The organism is Pseudoclavibacter chungangensis (assembly GCF_013410545.1).
In the GTDB taxonomy this organism is placed as follows: Bacteria; Actinomycetota; Actinomycetes; order Actinomycetales; family Microbacteriaceae; genus Pseudoclavibacter; species Pseudoclavibacter chungangensis.
In genome coordinates this window covers 621,163-636,180 of record NZ_JACCFV010000001.1, presented here as the reverse complement: position 1 = coordinate 636,180, position 15,018 = coordinate 621,163, and the positions used below count along the sequence as shown (strand labels likewise).

The window sequence follows — 15,018 nt, the reverse complement described above, 5'->3', positions numbered from 1 at the left end:
CCTGTCCCGCGTCAAGTAGTTGGCAGGATTTCTTCGGTTTCAAAGGTGGGGATGGCGGGATCGGCCAGGCCCAGGTGCACCTCCAGTGGCCGGTTCCAGGAGATCGCCTCGTGAGGGCGCTCGGTGTTGTACTCGATTCGGTAGTCCTCGGCGCGCTCGACGAGCGTCAAGGCGTCGGGGATCTCATCGAGGAACAGCCGCTCGTACTTCAGCGTCCCGAACCCGCGTTCGCGTGACCCGTTCTGGCCGGGTGTGCGCACCCGGGTGCGGACGTGCCGTAGCTCCGGATGACGCATGATGAACAGTTCGAAGTTCAGCGACCGGAACGGACCGCCGTTGTCTGTCACAATCGTCAGCACCGGCAGCACTTCACCGGTCTCCTCATCGATGTGACATTCGTCGACGAGCGGGTGACCGAACATCGCCTCGTAGTCGGCGAGAGCGAGCTCGATCGCGGCGATCGCGTCGTGCTGGTTCGCGGTCGGCGACACGTGGAACGGGTGCTCCAGCTTCGAGAACCAGTCCCGACACCCCGCGATCCGCCAGATCCCGCCCTGGGTGGTCTCGAACTCGCTGAAGTCCAGCTGCCAGACCTGGTTCGGGCCGGTCGGGTTCTTCGCGAACGCCGCCTTGCGATCCTTCGCCAGCTGCCGGCGCTGCTTCTGATACTCCGACGGCAGGATCAGCCCGCCGTCGCGCAGCAGCCGCAGCACGGTCGCCTGCGACACCTTGTGCCCGTCGTGGCGGGTCAGCGCCCAGATCTTCCGGTGTCCCCACGCCGGCTTCGCCAGCGCGTGCTTGGTCACCAGATCCCGGGCGGCGTCCCGCGCGGGCTGCGGCCACGGCCCCTTCGGTGGCTGCTCCTGCTTCGCCTTGGCCTGCCAGCGCCGCCAGGTGCGTTCGGGCATGTCGATCAGCTTCACGAACCTCGAAGTCGACATGCCCGCCTCGACGCGGATCACCTCGAGGTCCTCGAAGGGCCCAACCGGCCCTCCGCAGACTTCTTCCACACCCGGATCTCGACCGCCGCCTCGCCGAGTGCCTGTGTCAACTCCTCGACCTCCGCCTCGAGCTGCTGCTCCCGCGACGACGGACCGGACTTGCCCGCGGCCAGACCAGTCTTCCCGGCCTCGAGGAAGTCCGCCTTCCATCGGCCGATCGACTGCTCGCTGACCTTCTCACGCCCCGCTGCCTCGGCGATCGTCATCTCGCCGGCGAGGACGCTGAGCACGATCCTCGTCTTCTTCTCCACCGGAATCACTGGTGGTCTACCCATGGTCAAACACTCCGTTCAGGACTCAATCAACGGTCCTGCCACAAAGTCTGACGCGCGACAACCGACACCGCGCCGATGTTGACGGCGGTGACCTATCAGCGGGTCTCGACCAAGGAACAGGCGTCCAAGGGCGGTCGTGACGAGGGATTCTCAATCCCCGCCCAACGACAAGCCAACGCCCGCAAGGCCGACGACCTCGGTGCGCGGATCGTGGCCGAGTTCGTGGACGCCGGGGAGTCCGCCCGCTCCGCCGACCGGCCCGACCTGCAACGGATGCTGGAGTACATCGCCACGCATCAGGTGACCTACTGCATCGTGCACAAGGTCGACCGCCTGGCAAGGAATCGCTTGGACGATGTGGAGATTCACCGTCGTCTGGTCGAAGCTGGCGTGACGTTGGTGTCGGCGACGGAGAACATCGACGAGACGCCCTCGGGGATGCTGCTGCACGGCATCATGTCGTCCATCGCGGAGTTCTACTCCAAGAACCTCGCCACCGAGGTCACCAAGGGGCTGACGCAGAAGTTCGAGACCGGCGGCACCCCGATGCGTGCCCCGATCGGCTACCTCAACGTCCGCAAGCGCGACGAGCAGGGCCGCGAGTACCGCACCGTCGAGATCGACCCCGAACGTGCACCGCTGGTGCGGTGGGTGTTCGAGCAGTACGCCGCCGGGGAACGCACCGTTGTCGACTTGCTTGCTGAGGTGACCGCGCGCGGGCTGACCAGCGTGCCCACGCCGAAGCGACCCTCTGGCCCGGTCGGGCGCGCCACGTTCTTCGATCTGCTGCGCAACCCGTACTACATCGGCATCGTCCGCTACAAAGGCGCGGAACAGACCGGCACCCACGAAGCCCTGGTCGACGTGGAGACCTGGCAGCAGGTGCAACGGCTGCTCGACTCACGCAAGAAAGCATCCGAACGGCGACGCACCCACGACCACTACCTGAAAGGCTCACTGTTCTGCGGGTCGTGCGGATCACGGATGCAGCTCGACTTCCCGGCCAACCGGCAAGGCGTCCGCTACGCCTACTACGTCTGCTCCGGCCGTGCCTCGAAGCGGAAGAACTGCACCCGCCGCGCCGTGCCCGTCGGGATCGCCGAGCAACTCGTCGCTGACTGCTACCGCGACATCGCGATCACGGAAGAGCAGTACGCCGCACTCGCGGCACAGGTCGAGGCCGCGTTCGATGAACGCCTCGCCTCCCGCTCCGAGGAACTGGCCGAGCTGACCGCGAACCGGCAACGCCTCCAGACCGAGAGCGACAAGCTGCTCGCCGCCCACTTCGCCGACGCGATCGACCTCGACACTCTCAAGCGGCACCAAGACCGCATCCGCACCGGCCTGGCCGACATCGACCGCAGGCTCGCCACCGAGCACGACCAGCACGAGGGATCACGCAAGCAACTGAGCACCGCGCTCAGCCTGCTCGTCGACTGCGCAACGCTCTACGCCCGCACCGACGACCAAGGCAAGCGCCTGGCGAACCAAGCACTCACCAACGGCATCGAGATCAGCGAAGACGAAAGGGCGACGATCCGACTCGCTGAGCCGTTCGCCGCTCTGGTACCCGAACCAACATCTTCCGATGTCAGCGGTTCTAGTACGTCCGATTGGGTGGACCTAAGGGGATTCGAACCCCTGACCTTCTCATTGCGAACGAGACGCGCTACCAACTGCGCCATAGGCCCTTGCGAGGATCAAATGTACACCGGGCCCCGATCGCGGGGCAAATCGAGCGTGTCGCGCTCGCCACGGGGACCGCCGTACGGTGCGTCAGCCGCGGTTCCCACCACCGCCGCCGTTGTTCCCGTTGTCGTTGTCGTCATCGCCGTCGTCGGGGTTCGGCCCCTGCGTGTACGTCGGGCTCGGTTTCTGCGTCGGCTGCTGCTGAGTCGGCTGCGGCTGAATGCTCGTCGTCGGCGCGGGCGTCGACGTCGACGTCGGACTCGGCGGGACGTACGTGACCCGATTGCCGAGGTGCTCCGACATCGCGTCACCCACACGCTGCGGCAGCTCGACCACCGCACTGACGAGTGCCGAGAGATCCTGCCCCTGCGCGTTCGACCGGATGATGTCGCCGAGCTCATCAATGCGCTCGTCCGTCTCCCAGTTCGACTCCGGGTACTCCTCGAGAATCGTCGCAGCCCGGCCGGGCAACGACTGCGAGTACGTGCTGACGAAGTAGGACACCGCGGCATCGCTCGACGTCTTCGCGGATGCCGCATTGTCGGCCATGACGAACGTGTTCGTCTCGGACAGCAACCTCGCCATCTCGGACTTCTCGGGATCGGCCGCGATACCGCTCGACATGAGGTAGGCCGAGTCGATGGGCTGGAGTCCCTCCTGCACCGCGACCGATGCCGCGCTCAGCACGACGACCTCGGGCGAGGCGGCGGCCTCCTCGGCCGCCTCGATCGCCGCGCGCCGCACGGACGCGAACGTGGTAATTCCCGCCGGGATGACGACGAGCATGAGCGCGATGGACGCGACCGCCACGAGCCAGCCGGCCCGCTTCGCGACCGGCGCGGCCCGCACACGGGACAGCGGCCCCCCGAGCAGGATGCGCGCGTTCGTCGACCCCGTCCGGTCGGGTGCCTCGTCGGGCCGTGAATCGAAGACGCCGCCGGGAACATTGAGGGGAACCGCGTCCGCGGAGGCGAAGGGATCGCCCTGGTCACGCGTGGTCATGACGGCCCCCAACAAGTCGAACAGCCCGGGTACGGGTCATCCACCAATGTACTGGAAGTCCGCCCCGGGCCGTTGCGGGACTCCCTCAGCCGGCCCGACGCCGACCGATGAACGACGCCTGCGCCTCGAGGTCTTCCTCGGCGACGACACCCATCCGCGCCCACGCACTTCGTGCGTCCGAGCGGGACACGAGTGCCCCCTCCGGCACCGCGATCGGTTCGATGACGGTCGCGCCCGCGGCGGCCGCACGCTCGATCGGCATCGTGTCGACCTGGTCCACCGAGGCACGCGGCGCGTCGGACGCGCGAGCGACACGCGGCGTGCCGAACGTGATCACGCCGTCCTGCCGGTGCGCGTCTCGAATGGCCTGCTCGGACGCGCGAGCCGCGGCACGAAGTGCCTCGAGCTGCGAGGGGCCGAACGACTCGTCCTTCACGCCGCCCCCGGGCCCACCGTCGGGGCCGGGCTCGGTGGCGTCGTCGTCGACGTTCGACCGCCCGAGGTAGAGCGGGCGGGGCACCGACACCGGCACCCATCCCGGCTGCGAGACGCTCGGCGATGCGACCGGGGTCGCCGATGCGACCGGCTCGAGGTCGATGGGTTCGGTCACGGCCGTCGGCGACGGCGCGGCAGCGGCCCGTCGGGAGGACGTCGACGCCGAGGCGACCTGACGTTCTGCCGCGAGACGCTGCGCGTTCGCGACCCGAGCGAGGCGCTGCAACGCGGCCAGGCCTGCGAGGACGGCGATGGTGCCACCGACGGTCGGCCACCAGGTGCCGACCGTGAGGCCGATCTGCACACCGACGCCCGCGACGATCGCACCCGCGACGAGCACTGTCGTGGAGACGAGACGACCACGACGAGTCGCCTTCGCCTGGCGCGCCCGGTCGCTCTCGTTCCGCGGCGCCGGCACGACGGGCAGCGACCGCTCGGCGGCGACGACCCGGGCACGCTCGGCCTGTTCGGCCGCGCTCCGCGCACGCTTGAGCTTGCGACGCTGCTCGGCGACATCACGACCGCTCGTGGTGACGCGGATCGCGTCCGGCACCTCCGCGGTCTCGGCGAGGGCCCGCAGCGCCTGCTGCAGGCGGACGGCGTTGCGCTCCGTCGCGAGGTAGTTGCGACGACGCACCCACGAGGGCACGAAGTACGCGGTCCACAACCCCACCGCAAGGAGCAACACGATGCTGCTGGCGCCTCCGAATTCCATGCCCCAAACGCTAGGGGCACGAGTGAGGGATGTGGCGAATTGAAAGTGGCGTGTCTGCTGAGAATTTTGAGAATGATGGGTTTGCTGTGGCATATGTGACTCGCGTGACTCATGATGCTGGTGTTGCCGTTGAGACGGATGGGCTTCGTGGGTCGAGGCGTCGAGCCACCGGGGCATCGACGCCGGGTGGCGTCAGCACGGCACCGCCGATGCCTCGCCCGCATGCGGCGTGATCCCCGCCTCGAGGCGGCTCGCGCGCCGACGAGACCGCCCTCGGTGACTCGAGTTGCCGGCGCGACCGTGCGTCAGCGCGAGCCGCGCGTCATCGGGTGATGCGAGAGTTCGACGTCATGAGCCGTGACCTCCGCGAGACTCGGGTCGGCATCCCCCGCACGCCATCGGGCGAGCACTCCGAAGGGCACCTCCTCGCGCACGACCGCGAAGCAGAAGTGATCGCGCCAATCACCGTCGATGTGGATGTACCGACGCCGGAGCCCCTCGTACCGGAACCCGAGTTTCTGCACGACACGCAGCGAGCGGTCGTTCTCGGGCCTGATGCAGATCTCCATGCGGTGCATGCCGAGTTGCATGAGGCAGTGATCCGTCGCGAGCGCCGTCGCGATCGTCGCGACCCCCCGTCCGGCCGCCGCCTGCGCGACCCAGTAGCCGAGCGTCGCCGACGACAGCGCGCCGTACGCCATGCCGGAGACGGTGAGCTGCCCCACGAGCCGACCGTCGACCTCGATCACGAACGGGAGCGCGGTCCGGTCGTTCGCCTGCTGCAGCAGGGAGCGAATGCTCCCCCGCACGTCCCAGCGTCCGGTTCCGTCGGGATTCGTCGCCTCCCACGGTTGCAACCACTGGCGGTTCGCGAGCAGTTGCGACTCGAGTTCACGAGCGTCGCGCGTGCGGATCCCGCGGACCACCACACCGGCGTCGGTGAGGGTCGGGATGACCGCCATCAGTCACCGGCCTCCAGCCCGGCCACGAAGCCCGGCAGCCAGGCACGCAGCGCGGGACCGAGCTCCTCGTTCGCGAGCGCGAGCTCGATGACCGCCTTCGCGTAGTCGAGCCGGTTTCCCGTGTCGAAGCGTCGTCCCGAGTGCACGACACCGATCACGCCACCGGCGTCACTCGAGGCCGCGAGCTCGGAGAGTGCGTCGGTGAGCTGGATCTCGCCACCGCGACCGGGCCCGGTGCGTTCGAGCACGTCGAACACCTCGGGGCGCAGCACGTAGCGGCCCAGGATCACGAGGTTGGAGGGCGCGTCGGCCGGGTCCGGCTTCTCGACGAGGCGCGTCACGCGCACGAGGTCCGGTTCGTCTCCGGGCTCGTAGGCGACGACCCCGTAGGAGTTGACGCGCTCGCGCGGCACCTCGCCGAGCGCGACGACCGACGAGCCGGTGCGCTCGTGGACATCGAGCATGCGGCGGAGCAGCACACCGTCGTCGACGATGAGGTCGTCCCCCAGCAGCACGGCGAACGCCTCGGCCCCGACGTGCTTCTTCGCACGCAGGACGGCGTGTCCGAGTCCGAGCGGGGCGCCCTGGCGGAGGTAGTGGAGGTCGGCGAGTTCCGTTGCCTCGCGCACGAGCGCGAGCTTCTCGTGCTGCTCGCGGTCCTCGAGCATGGTCTCGAGTTCGGCGACCCGATCGAAGTGGTTCTCGAGCGTCGTCTTGTTGCGCCCCGTGATCATGAGCACGTCGCGCAGCCCCGCTGCCGCCGCCTCCTCGACGACGTACTGGATCGCCGGCCGGTCGACGACCGGGAGCATCTCCTTCGGCATGGCCTTCGTCGCCGGGAGGAACCTCGTCCCGAGGCCGGCGGCGGGGATGACGGCTTTCCGCGGTCGCGCATGCATGTGGGCATCGTATCCGCCCCACCCGTCCCGACCAGGACGACACCGGGGCATAGGCTCACGATATGGACGAGCACGCGGAGCGCAAGCGGTCCATCCGCGCACGCATCCGACGCACACGACGCGACCGCACCGCCCACGAGCGGTCGGATGCGGACCGCCGTATCGCGGAGGCCGCGCTCAAACTCGTCACCGCCCTCGACGCCCGTGTCGTCGCGGCCTACCTCTCGTCCGCCGACGAACCCGGCACCCGCGCGCTCCTGGCGCTCGCCGCTGCCGAGGGCATCCGCGTGTTGCTGCCCGTTGCCGCGCCCGACGGATCGCTCGACTGGGTGGACGCGGACGGTGCGGCCGAGCGAACGGGCGCGCTCGGTGTCCCCGAGCCCGTCGGTCGGACGCTCGGGGCCGCCGCGCTCGCGCAGGCCGAGCTCGTCCTCGTGCCCGCCGCCGCGGTCGATCGACGCGGCGTGCGACTCGGCTGGGGCCGCGGGTACTACGACCGAGCGCTCGCATCGCTGCGAGCGCGGCCGCACGTCTTCGCCGTCATCCACGACGACGAACTGCTCGACGAGGTGCCCGCGGAAGCGCATGACGTTCCCGTCGACGGCGTCGTCCGCCCCGCTGGTGTCACCCACTTCGGCTGACCCCGCACGCACGTGGCGCTCGCCCCGTCCCCGGATCGCGCACTCGCGGAATCGCGACGAGCGGCCGGAGAGGCGTCCGATGAAGAGGCTTAGACTCTCCCGCACAGGTTTTCGGCGGGCGAAGGGCATGGGGACTTTCGACCGTAGGCAGGGCGCGCGAACGCGAGTACCCTAGTCGGGTTTGGAAAGCGAGATCCGATGCCCACATATTCGTACCGTTGCCCCTCGTGCGGCAATGCCTTCGATATCCATCAGTCGTTCACCGACGACGCCCTGACCGTGTGCGACCGCTGCGGTGGTGCCCTGCGGAAGGTGTTCAGCCCCGTCGGCATCGCGTTCAAGGGCTCCGGCTTCTATCGCACGGATTCGGTCGCCTCGGCGTCGCCGAAGACCGACGGTGCATCCGGCGGTTCGCAGGACTCGGCGCCCGCGAGCTCACCGGCTCCTGCGTCGACCCCGGCCCCGACACCGGCGGCGCCGAGCGCCACCGGCAGTTCCACCAACTGATCCCCCGACCCCACGACTCCGGCCGATTCATTCGGCCTTTCGAGAATGGAATCCCATGAAGGGCTTCAAGGACTTCATCCTGCGCGGCAACGTGATCGACCTCGCGGTCGCCGTCGTCATCGGCGCAGCATTCACCGCGATCGTCAACGGACTCGTCGACGGCATCTTCAACCCCGTCATCTCCGCGATCTTCAACGCGGACGAGATCTCCAAGGCGACGATCCAGATCGGTAGCGTCAACCTCGGCGTCGGCCTCGTCATCGCCGCGGTCATCCAGTTCCTCCTCATCGCCGCGGTCGTCTACTTCGCCCTCATCCTCCCGATGAACAAGTTCAAGGAGGCGGCGTACGTGCGCAAGCACGGCCACCCGGAGCCCGAGGCGGCCGCCGAGGTCACCGACGTGGAGCTGCTCACCCAGATCCGCGACCTCCTGAAGGCACAACAGTCGCGCTGATCGCGCCGCGCCGCGCGGCGCGAACACACCGCCCCGAAGGGCCCGCTCAGGCGGGCCCTTCGGCGTTCCGGCGGGATGCGGTCACCGTGCACGGGAGCGCCGCCGATCAGCGCGCGTCGGGCTTCTGGAGCGTCTCGCGCGCGGGGAACCACATGAGGAACGACAGGAAGAGCACGGCGGCAGCGACGCCGAATCCCCACCCGTAGCCGAGTGCGTCGATGACGAGCCCGGTCACGACGGGGCCCACGATCGTGCCAAAGTCCTGCGCCATCTGGAACGTCGAGAGCACCTGTCCGCCGGAGCGTCCGTAGCCGACGACGTCCGCCACGACCGCCTGCTGTGCCGGCGCCGCGATACCGGCACCGATGCCCGCGACGAATCCGCTCACGAGAAGCGTGACGAGGTCGCCGGTGAACACGAGCACGAGCATCGCGACGACCGCGATCCCCGTTCCCCAGAGCATGAGCGGCCGGCGTCCGATCCGGTCCGCGGCACGCCCCGACCACTGCAGCGCGAGGACGTTGCCGACCGCGGTCACGGCGACGACGAGCCCCGCGATCCACGGCTCGCTGCTCACGACCGCCGCGACGAACAGCGGCACCACGGCACTGCGCACGCCGAAGTTCGCCCAGCCGTTCGCGATGCCACCGACGAGCGCGGCGCGATAGGCGGGTACCCGCAGGGCCTCCGCGAGGCGCCGTGGGGGCGCCGACGCGGCCGGGCCGCCCGCTCCGCGCACCGCGCCCGGGCGGAGGAAGACGGCGACGATGAGCGCCGAGACGACGAGCGTCGCCGCATACACGAGGAACGGCACCCGCATGCCGAACTGTCCGAGCAGACCGCCGAACAGCGGCCCCGTGATGTTCCCGACGAGGAACATGCCGCCCCAGAGGGCGGAAACCCGGCCCCGGAGCGAGGGAGGTGCGTAGCGGACGAGCAAGCCCGACGCGGCGATCGAGAACATGACCGAGCCGATGCCACCGAGCCCCCGGAACAGCAGCAGTTGCCAGTAGGCCTCCGCGAACGCGGTCGCGAACGTCGACGCCGCCACGAGCAGCATGCCGACGACGTAGACGGGGCGTTCGCCGAGCCGGTTCACGAGCGAGCCGCCGAGCGGGGCGCTCACGAATCGCATGAACGCGAACGCGCTCACGACGACGGCGACGAGGGTGGCCCCCACGCCGAAACTGTTCGCGTACTGCGGCAGGACGGGCACGATGAGCCCGAAACCGATCGCCATGAAGAACGTCGCGACGAGGAGCGTCCAGATCTCGGGCGGAATCCGTTCGGTCACGGTCGGCTCGGCGGGACCCCGCGCCGAGGTCGCGCGGGGCGCGATCGGGACGTCGACGGGGCCACGCGTGGCCCCGGGGACGACGGGGACCGCGCCGGTGCCCTCGAGACTCTCGCGTTCGTCCGCGCCGCGCCCGTCCGGAGCGGCGGGCTCAGGCATAGTGCGGTGGCCGGTCTTCCTCGAGGCGTCCCGCGTTGTCGGACGCAGCCCGGTCGGGCAACACGTCGACACCGTCGTCACCCCACGAATCGACCCGATCCTCGGCGGCGAGCTCCGGATCGGGTCCGTCCCCGAACAGGCGCCCCGCTCGCGCGACGACGCGCTGCGGCTCCGGGTCGGCGCCGGGAGCGGGTTGCGTGCGCACGCGTCGCGAACCTCGCGGCATCGGACGCCACCTCCTGATCGAGCACCAGAGACGCGTCGAACGCGCCACGCCCTGCGGACGCACGTCCATCATCCCCTACCCGACGGGTCCGTGCCCCCCCCGACACCGGTCGCTCGCGCATGCCACCGGTCGACGTCGATGGCGTTCGTCGGCGGCTCAGTGCCCGTCGTCGTCCGGCTCGCGCTGCCCGTCGTCCTCGCGTCGCTCATCGGGCTCGCGTCGCGCGTCGGGCTCGGCGCGTGGCAGGTGCGGACGTGACGCCCGTGCGAGCGCCTCCTCCGAGGCTGCGAGCTCGTCGGCCTCGCTCAGCTCCACCGCACCGATTCCCGTGCTTCCCGCGACCTCGCCTCGCCTCCCCGATGCCGGTAGCGCGGTGGATTCCGACGGCAGCGGCACCTGGAGCGCGGTTGCGACGCGACGCGCGACCGCATCGGGGTTGGCGAACAGCTCGAAGGAGTGGACGCGCAGGTAGTACCAGCCGAGCCGCTTCAACAGCTCGGGCCGGAGTCGAAGCGACTCGCGCAGCGTCGGCTCGACGTCGCCGATGACGTCGGCATCCGTTCCGTCCGTGTCGATCGCGATCGCTCGGCCACCGTACGCGGCGGCGAGCGGAATGCGTCCACGATGGTCGAGTTCCACGCGCATCCCGAAGTCCTCGAGCCGTCGCGCGAGATCGAGCAGCATCGGGGCCGCGTCCTCGCTCGTCCGCTCCGGGAGCGCGAGCTGTTGCTCCGCCTCGCCGAGGATCTGCGCGAGGCCGAGCGTGCCCCGCGACATCCGCGACGGGTCCATCTCCCCCGGACGGATGCTCGAGACGATCACGAGCGAACGGCGCGCGCGGGTCATCGCGACGGCGAGCGCCCGCTCCCCCATCGCCGTGCCGAGCACGCCGAAGTCCGACAGCACGCGGCCGTGCGGTGTGCGACCGTAGCCGACCGAGAGGATGACGCGGTCGCGGGATTGCGCGGTGGATCGCTCGATCGTCGTCGAGATGAACGGCTCCCCGCGCTCCTCCGTGAAGAACGGTGCGAGCTCGGCCCGCTTCGACGCCGCCGAATAGACCGCCTGCTGGACCCGGAGGGCGTGGCGGGGGGACGCACTCACGACCATGAGCGATTCGCGTGGCCGATGGATCGCGTGATCGATCACGAGTTCGACGACACGGGTCACCTCTGCATCGGTCGAGTCGACCGCACCGGAGACCGGGTCGGGCATGCCCGACCCGCCCTCGACGAACGAGTAGGACAGGCTCGGGAACCCGAGGAAGGTGCCGGCCCACGGCATCGATCTGATACGGCCCTCGTAGAAGCGGCGGTTCACGAGTTCGGCGAGGTCCTCCCCGCCGGCCCGGTAGCTGTGCGTGAGTCGGTGTTCGGGGACGAGTGCCGCGAGCTTCGCGTAGGCGGAGGCCGCAACGGACTCCCGCACCTCGTCCTCGCTGAGGCCCTCCTCCGGCCCGACGCCGTCGCCCGTCGTCCGGACGGCGATCGAGAAGGGCGACGGGAACTGCGTGACGGGGTCGCCGAACGCGACGAGCTGTCGCCCGCGCCGGATCGCGCCGACGACCTCGGGGAGCGACACTGCGGCGGCGTCGACGAGGACGACGGTGTCGAACTCGATGGCGTCCGAGACGAGTGGGACGTCGTAGGGCGTCGTCAGCCAGACGTGCGTGAGGGGTTCCGAGACCGCGCCGGCCTGCGCGGCCAGGCGAGCCGACGAGAGCCCGGCCCGACGCAGCAATTGCCGCAGCTCCCCCGCCTGTTCCTCGTGATCGACGAGAGCGATCTTCCACTCCTCCGCGAGCTGCCACGCGAGTTGCGCGGCACTCGCTTCGGTGTGCGCCTGATCGACGAGCCGGAAGTCGCCCTCGAGGCGCGTGAGCACGCGGGTGTTCGCGTTGAGGAGCGACTTGTCGCGCTCGAGCAGATCTTCGAGGACCGATTGCCACCACGCGAGCTCGAGTTCCGCGGCGAGTTCGTCGGCCGGGACATGACGGTCGGCGAGATCGACGAGCAGCGGTTCGAGACCGAGACCGTGGAGTCGTTCGGTGATGCGCAGACGCTCGACGAGGTTGTCGAGCACCTCGCTCTCGGCCGCGAGCTCGTCGAGCCGTTCCTGCAACTCGTCGAGGGGGACGTCAATGAGCGACGGGGCTCCGGCTTCGACGAGCGGACCATCGACGATGCGAAGACGCTCCGCGACGGCACGGTGCTCGGCGCGCGATTCGGCGATGCCGGTCGGCACGGTCGGTGTCGAGCCGTCCGTCACGTAACGCTGCCACAGGATGCGCTGACGCTGAACGAGCTGCAGGTTCTCGTGCAGGTCCGGCACCGTCACGCCGGGGCGCACGTAGTCACGAGCGAGCTGCCGCAATTGCCGTTTGCGTGCCGACGTCATGTCGCCCGCATCGCGACGCGGAGCAGTGGCCTGGATCAGCTCCGCCAGCGAGCGGTCGAAGACCTCGGGCTTGAAGCGATCGAGCGTCTCGCGGATGTCGAGCAGCAGACGCAGGTAGATCCCGAGCTCGGCGAAGGTCTCGGCGGAACGCAATCGCGTTCGCCCCACGAGCCGCTGCGCCTCCTCGACGACATCGGCGACCTCCCCGTCGGCGAGCTCGCGGGCGGTGCGCTGCGCGAGATTCGCGTCCTCGGTCGACTCGAACGCGACGCCGTACCACGGCGAGTCGTCGGGACCGTACCGGAACTGGCCGAGGGTCCCGACCTCACGCAATTGCATCGCCACCTCGTCGCGACCCGCCGCGAGGGCTTCGATGGCCGTGCGATCGAGGCGTGCCGTGGTCGACGGCGGCCGGTCGCCGAGCTCGAGGCGCGCGAGCTCGTCGAGCGTCTCCACGACCGTGACACCGAGCACCGGATCCGGGCGCGTCATGGCGGCCCGGTAGTCGGCGAGGACGTGCCGTAGCCGCACGAGCGCGTCGTCGATCTCACCGACGTCCGGCTTCGCCGCACGCTCGTTGCGCGAGATCGCGGCGATCGCGTCCCGGCGTAGGGTGCGAGGCGTCAGGGCGAGACCGTCGAGGCCGATCGCCCGGAATCGCATCCGGATCGCGCGGAGGCTCGCCGAGCGCGGACTCACGACGAGGACGCGACGGCCGTCGGCGACGAGCGTCCCGATCGCGTTGACGACGGTCTGGGTCAACCCCGTGCCCGGCATGGCGTCGACGACGAGCGACCCGCCGGCCGCGATCGCGTCGACGACGCGCTCCTGCTCACCGTCGGCGTCGAGAAGCAGCCGATCGGTCGCGGGATCCCGTCGGTCGGGTGCCGGACGGTCCGGCCTCGAATCCTTCGTGGCCTCACCGGGTCCGCCGCTCGCACGTTCGAGAGCGACCACGGCCGACGGATCACCCGCGAGCGCGCGGAGCATGGGGTGGTCGAGCCGGGTCGCGTCGCGGAGCATCGCGTCGGCGACGTCGCCGAAGCTCGAGACGACGGCACGCGCCGAGACGGTGAAGCCGGGGATCCGGGCGGTCTCCGAGCGGACCCGATCGAACACCGCCTGGGGCAGGAACGCGTCGGTTCCGCGCACGAGTTCGAGCAGCTCGCGAGGCACGAGGCGGACGCCGAACTGCTCGGCGATCGCACGCACGAGCGATGCGTTGACGTGGGTCTGGCCCTTGACGACGACCTCGTAGTCGCGACCGATGCGCCGCAGGCCGACGGGACGAGTGAGGACCGGGGCGCGGTGGTGGACGTCGTCGTGTGTCCATTCCGCGATGCCCGTCGCGAGACTCAGCGTGCCCATGCCGCGGCCGGAGACGAGTTCGCCGCCCTTCTGGGCGATGAGGTCGGCGGCGGCGCGCGCCGCGCGGAACGCGCTGTTCTCCCGCACGAGGTTGCTGAGCGCGACCGTCTTGCCGGCCATGAGCGGGGCGATGCCGCCGGGGTGCGCACTCGTCAGTTCGATGAGGGTGCCGGGCTCGTCACTGAAGTAGAGCAGGGGTGCGGGGCCACCCACGACCGCGAGCGCGTCGAGCCACGTCTCGTGCACGGCTGCGAGCGCCTCGGCGCGTTCGGCCGCTTCGGCGCGGGCCGCCTCGTCGCGTTCCGCGCGTGCTGCCGCGATCTCCGGCGACTCCGTACCGGCGTCGACGTCGGGTTGGGCGTTGCGGCCGGGCCGCGACCCGGCGCGATTCGCGACGGCGTCGGCGACCCACGACGTGGCCCCGCGCTCGTCGTCGCTCGGCTTCGGGGCCTCTGCTCCGCGACCGCGCGCCTCGACGAATCCCTCATCGGCCTCGCGCTGTTCGGCTTCGAGTCGTTCGCGCACGGCGCTCAGGTCGGGGACGGGAGCGGTCGCCTGCTCGTCACGCGATTCGGCGTCGCCGGACGGCCCCCCGCCGCCCGTCGCCGCGGCGGGCTCTTGATGACGTCTCCGGAACAGGCCCCACACGAGTGCCAACATAGGTGACGATCCGGTCTCGATTCGGGACCTCGCCCGTGTGTTCCGCCGATGCTCGCCGAATCGACGGCATCGCGGACCGGCATCGGGCCGGGGAGGCCACGCCCGGAACACCCGTTCGTCATCCCCACCCCCGATGATGCACTGCGAATTAGCACATTGCTATCGACGGCACAAGCTGTATTCATGGGGACTCCTGGGCGTTGTTCACGCAGGACACGCTCACTAACCTTTCAGTGTTTTGGGGGTAGTGCGCGTCTTGCATTCGACGCGCCGA

13 protein-coding genes, 1 tRNA gene and 1 pseudogene are annotated in these 15,018 nt (G+C 69.8%); 4 read left to right on the top strand and 11 right to left on the bottom strand.

Features of this window, described 5'->3' with window-relative positions; all coding sequences use genetic code 11:
* Positions 1-11: 11 nt before the first annotated feature.
* Together HNR16_RS02780 and HNR16_RS02775 are read right to left on the bottom strand one after the other, a co-directional pair.
* The gene (locus HNR16_RS02780; protein ID WP_179558063.1) at positions 12-962 is read right to left on the bottom strand and encodes an integrase core domain-containing protein; all 951 of its coding nucleotides are present in this window, start codon (positions 960-962) and stop codon (positions 12-14) included.
* Positions 959-1,276 carry a transposase gene (locus HNR16_RS02775; protein WP_158042224.1) on the bottom strand — a complete coding sequence of 106 codons (318 nt, stop codon included), beginning with the start codon at positions 1,274-1,276 and terminating at the stop codon, positions 959-961. The genes HNR16_RS02780 and HNR16_RS02775 overlap by 4 nt, the downstream gene beginning before the upstream one ends.
* A 75-nt stretch (positions 1,277-1,351) precedes the next feature.
* On the opposite strand from HNR16_RS02775, the pseudogene HNR16_RS02770 reads away from it, so the two are divergent.
* Positions 1,352-2,335, top strand: a pseudogene (locus HNR16_RS02770) (recombinase family protein); the annotation flags it as partial.
* Here HNR16_RS02770 and HNR16_RS18070 read toward each other — a convergent pair.
* The 6 genes from HNR16_RS18070 to galU all read right to left on the bottom strand — a co-directional run bounded on the left by HNR16_RS18070 (position 2,255) and on the right by galU (position 7,038).
* Positions 2,255-2,665, bottom strand: coding sequence for a hypothetical protein (locus HNR16_RS18070; RefSeq protein WP_244960541.1), 411 nt, complete (start codon positions 2,663-2,665; stop codon positions 2,255-2,257). The pseudogene HNR16_RS02770 and the gene HNR16_RS18070 sit on opposite strands and share 81 nt — an antisense overlap.
* A 229-nt stretch (positions 2,666-2,894) precedes the next feature.
* Positions 2,895-2,967 (bottom strand) — tRNA-Ala (locus HNR16_RS02765).
* 85 nt (positions 2,968-3,052) lie between these two features.
* Positions 3,053-3,967, bottom strand: coding sequence for a hypothetical protein (locus HNR16_RS02760; protein ID WP_158039509.1), 915 nt, complete (start codon positions 3,965-3,967; stop codon positions 3,053-3,055).
* An 85-nt stretch (positions 3,968-4,052) separates the two neighbouring features.
* A complete protein-coding gene (locus HNR16_RS02755) occupies positions 4,053-5,177 on the bottom strand; it encodes an AAA family ATPase (protein ID WP_158039508.1) in 1,125 nt (374 codons plus the stop codon).
* A gap of 305 nt (positions 5,178-5,482) precedes the next feature.
* Positions 5,483-6,139 carry a GNAT family N-acetyltransferase gene (locus HNR16_RS02750; protein WP_158039507.1) on the bottom strand — a complete coding sequence of 219 codons (657 nt, stop codon included), beginning with the start codon at positions 6,137-6,139 and terminating at the stop codon, positions 5,483-5,485.
* Positions 6,139-7,038 carry a UTP--glucose-1-phosphate uridylyltransferase GalU gene (gene galU, locus HNR16_RS02745; protein ID WP_158039506.1) on the bottom strand — a complete coding sequence of 300 codons (900 nt, stop codon included), beginning with the start codon at positions 7,036-7,038 and terminating at the stop codon, positions 6,139-6,141. Before galU ends, HNR16_RS02750 begins: the two co-directional genes overlap by 1 nt.
* Positions 7,039-7,100: 62 nt before the next feature.
* Between galU and HNR16_RS02740 the strand changes: the two genes are divergently transcribed.
* The 3 genes from HNR16_RS02740 to mscL all read left to right on the top strand — a co-directional run bounded on the left by HNR16_RS02740 (position 7,101) and on the right by mscL (position 8,640).
* Positions 7,101-7,679 (top strand): 5-formyltetrahydrofolate cyclo-ligase, encoded by a 579-nt coding sequence (locus tag HNR16_RS02740; RefSeq protein WP_158039505.1) that lies wholly within the window; start codon positions 7,101-7,103, stop codon positions 7,677-7,679.
* 198 nt (positions 7,680-7,877) lie between these two features.
* Positions 7,878-8,186 (top strand): FmdB family zinc ribbon protein, encoded by a 309-nt coding sequence (locus HNR16_RS02735; RefSeq protein ID WP_158039504.1) that lies wholly within the window; start codon positions 7,878-7,880, stop codon positions 8,184-8,186.
* 55 nt (positions 8,187-8,241) lie between these two features.
* Complete coding sequence (gene mscL, locus HNR16_RS02730) at positions 8,242-8,640, top strand: large conductance mechanosensitive channel protein MscL (RefSeq protein WP_158039503.1); 399 nt, start codon at positions 8,242-8,244, stop codon at positions 8,638-8,640.
* A 106-nt stretch (positions 8,641-8,746) separates the two neighbouring features.
* On the opposite strand, the gene HNR16_RS02725 is transcribed toward mscL, so the two are convergent.
* The 3 genes from HNR16_RS02725 to HNR16_RS02715 form a co-directional block, all read right to left on the bottom strand.
* The gene (locus HNR16_RS02725) at positions 8,747-10,093 is read right to left on the bottom strand and encodes an MFS transporter (protein WP_158039502.1); all 1,347 of its coding nucleotides are present in this window, start codon (positions 10,091-10,093) and stop codon (positions 8,747-8,749) included.
* The gene (locus HNR16_RS02720) at positions 10,086-10,298 is read right to left on the bottom strand and encodes a hypothetical protein (protein WP_158039501.1); all 213 of its coding nucleotides are present in this window, start codon (positions 10,296-10,298) and stop codon (positions 10,086-10,088) included. The genes HNR16_RS02725 and HNR16_RS02720 overlap by 8 nt, the downstream gene beginning before the upstream one ends.
* Before the next feature lie 177 nt (positions 10,299-10,475).
* On the bottom strand, positions 10,476-14,744 hold the full coding sequence (locus HNR16_RS02715; RefSeq protein ID WP_179558062.1) for an ATP-binding protein: 4,269 nt from the start codon (positions 14,742-14,744) through the stop codon (positions 10,476-10,478).
* Positions 14,745-15,018: the final 274 nt, after the last annotated feature.

What these genes read in the sequence shown, in the direction of transcription:
- mscL (WP_158039503.1), top strand. Translation starts at nt 8,242, where the DNA reads ATGAAGGGCTTCAAGGACTTCATCCTGCGCGGCAACGTGATCGACCTC.
- HNR16_RS02740 (WP_158039505.1), top strand. Translation starts at nt 7,101, where the DNA reads ATGGACGAGCACGCGGAGCGCAAGCGGTCCATCCGCGCACGCATCCGA.
- HNR16_RS02775 (WP_158042224.1), bottom strand. Translation starts at nt 1,276, where the DNA reads ATGGGTAGACCACCAGTGATTCCGGTGGAGAAGAAGACGAGGATCGTG.
- HNR16_RS02750 (WP_158039507.1), bottom strand. Translation starts at nt 6,139, where the DNA reads ATGGCGGTCATCCCGACCCTCACCGACGCCGGTGTGGTGGTCCGCGGG.
- HNR16_RS02755 (WP_158039508.1), bottom strand. Translation starts at nt 5,177, where the DNA reads ATGGAATTCGGAGGCGCCAGCAGCATCGTGTTGCTCCTTGCGGTGGGG.
- HNR16_RS02715 (WP_179558062.1), bottom strand. Translation starts at nt 14,744, where the DNA reads ATGTTGGCACTCGTGTGGGGCCTGTTCCGGAGACGTCATCAAGAGCCC.
- HNR16_RS02760 (WP_158039509.1), bottom strand. Translation starts at nt 3,967, where the DNA reads ATGACCACGCGTGACCAGGGCGATCCCTTCGCCTCCGCGGACGCGGTT.
- HNR16_RS02735 (WP_158039504.1), top strand. Translation starts at nt 7,878, where the DNA reads ATGCCCACATATTCGTACCGTTGCCCCTCGTGCGGCAATGCCTTCGAT.
- HNR16_RS02725 (WP_158039502.1), bottom strand. Translation starts at nt 10,093, where the DNA reads ATGCCTGAGCCCGCCGCTCCGGACGGGCGCGGCGCGGACGAACGCGAG.
- galU (WP_158039506.1), bottom strand. Translation starts at nt 7,038, where the DNA reads ATGCATGCGCGACCGCGGAAAGCCGTCATCCCCGCCGCCGGCCTCGGG.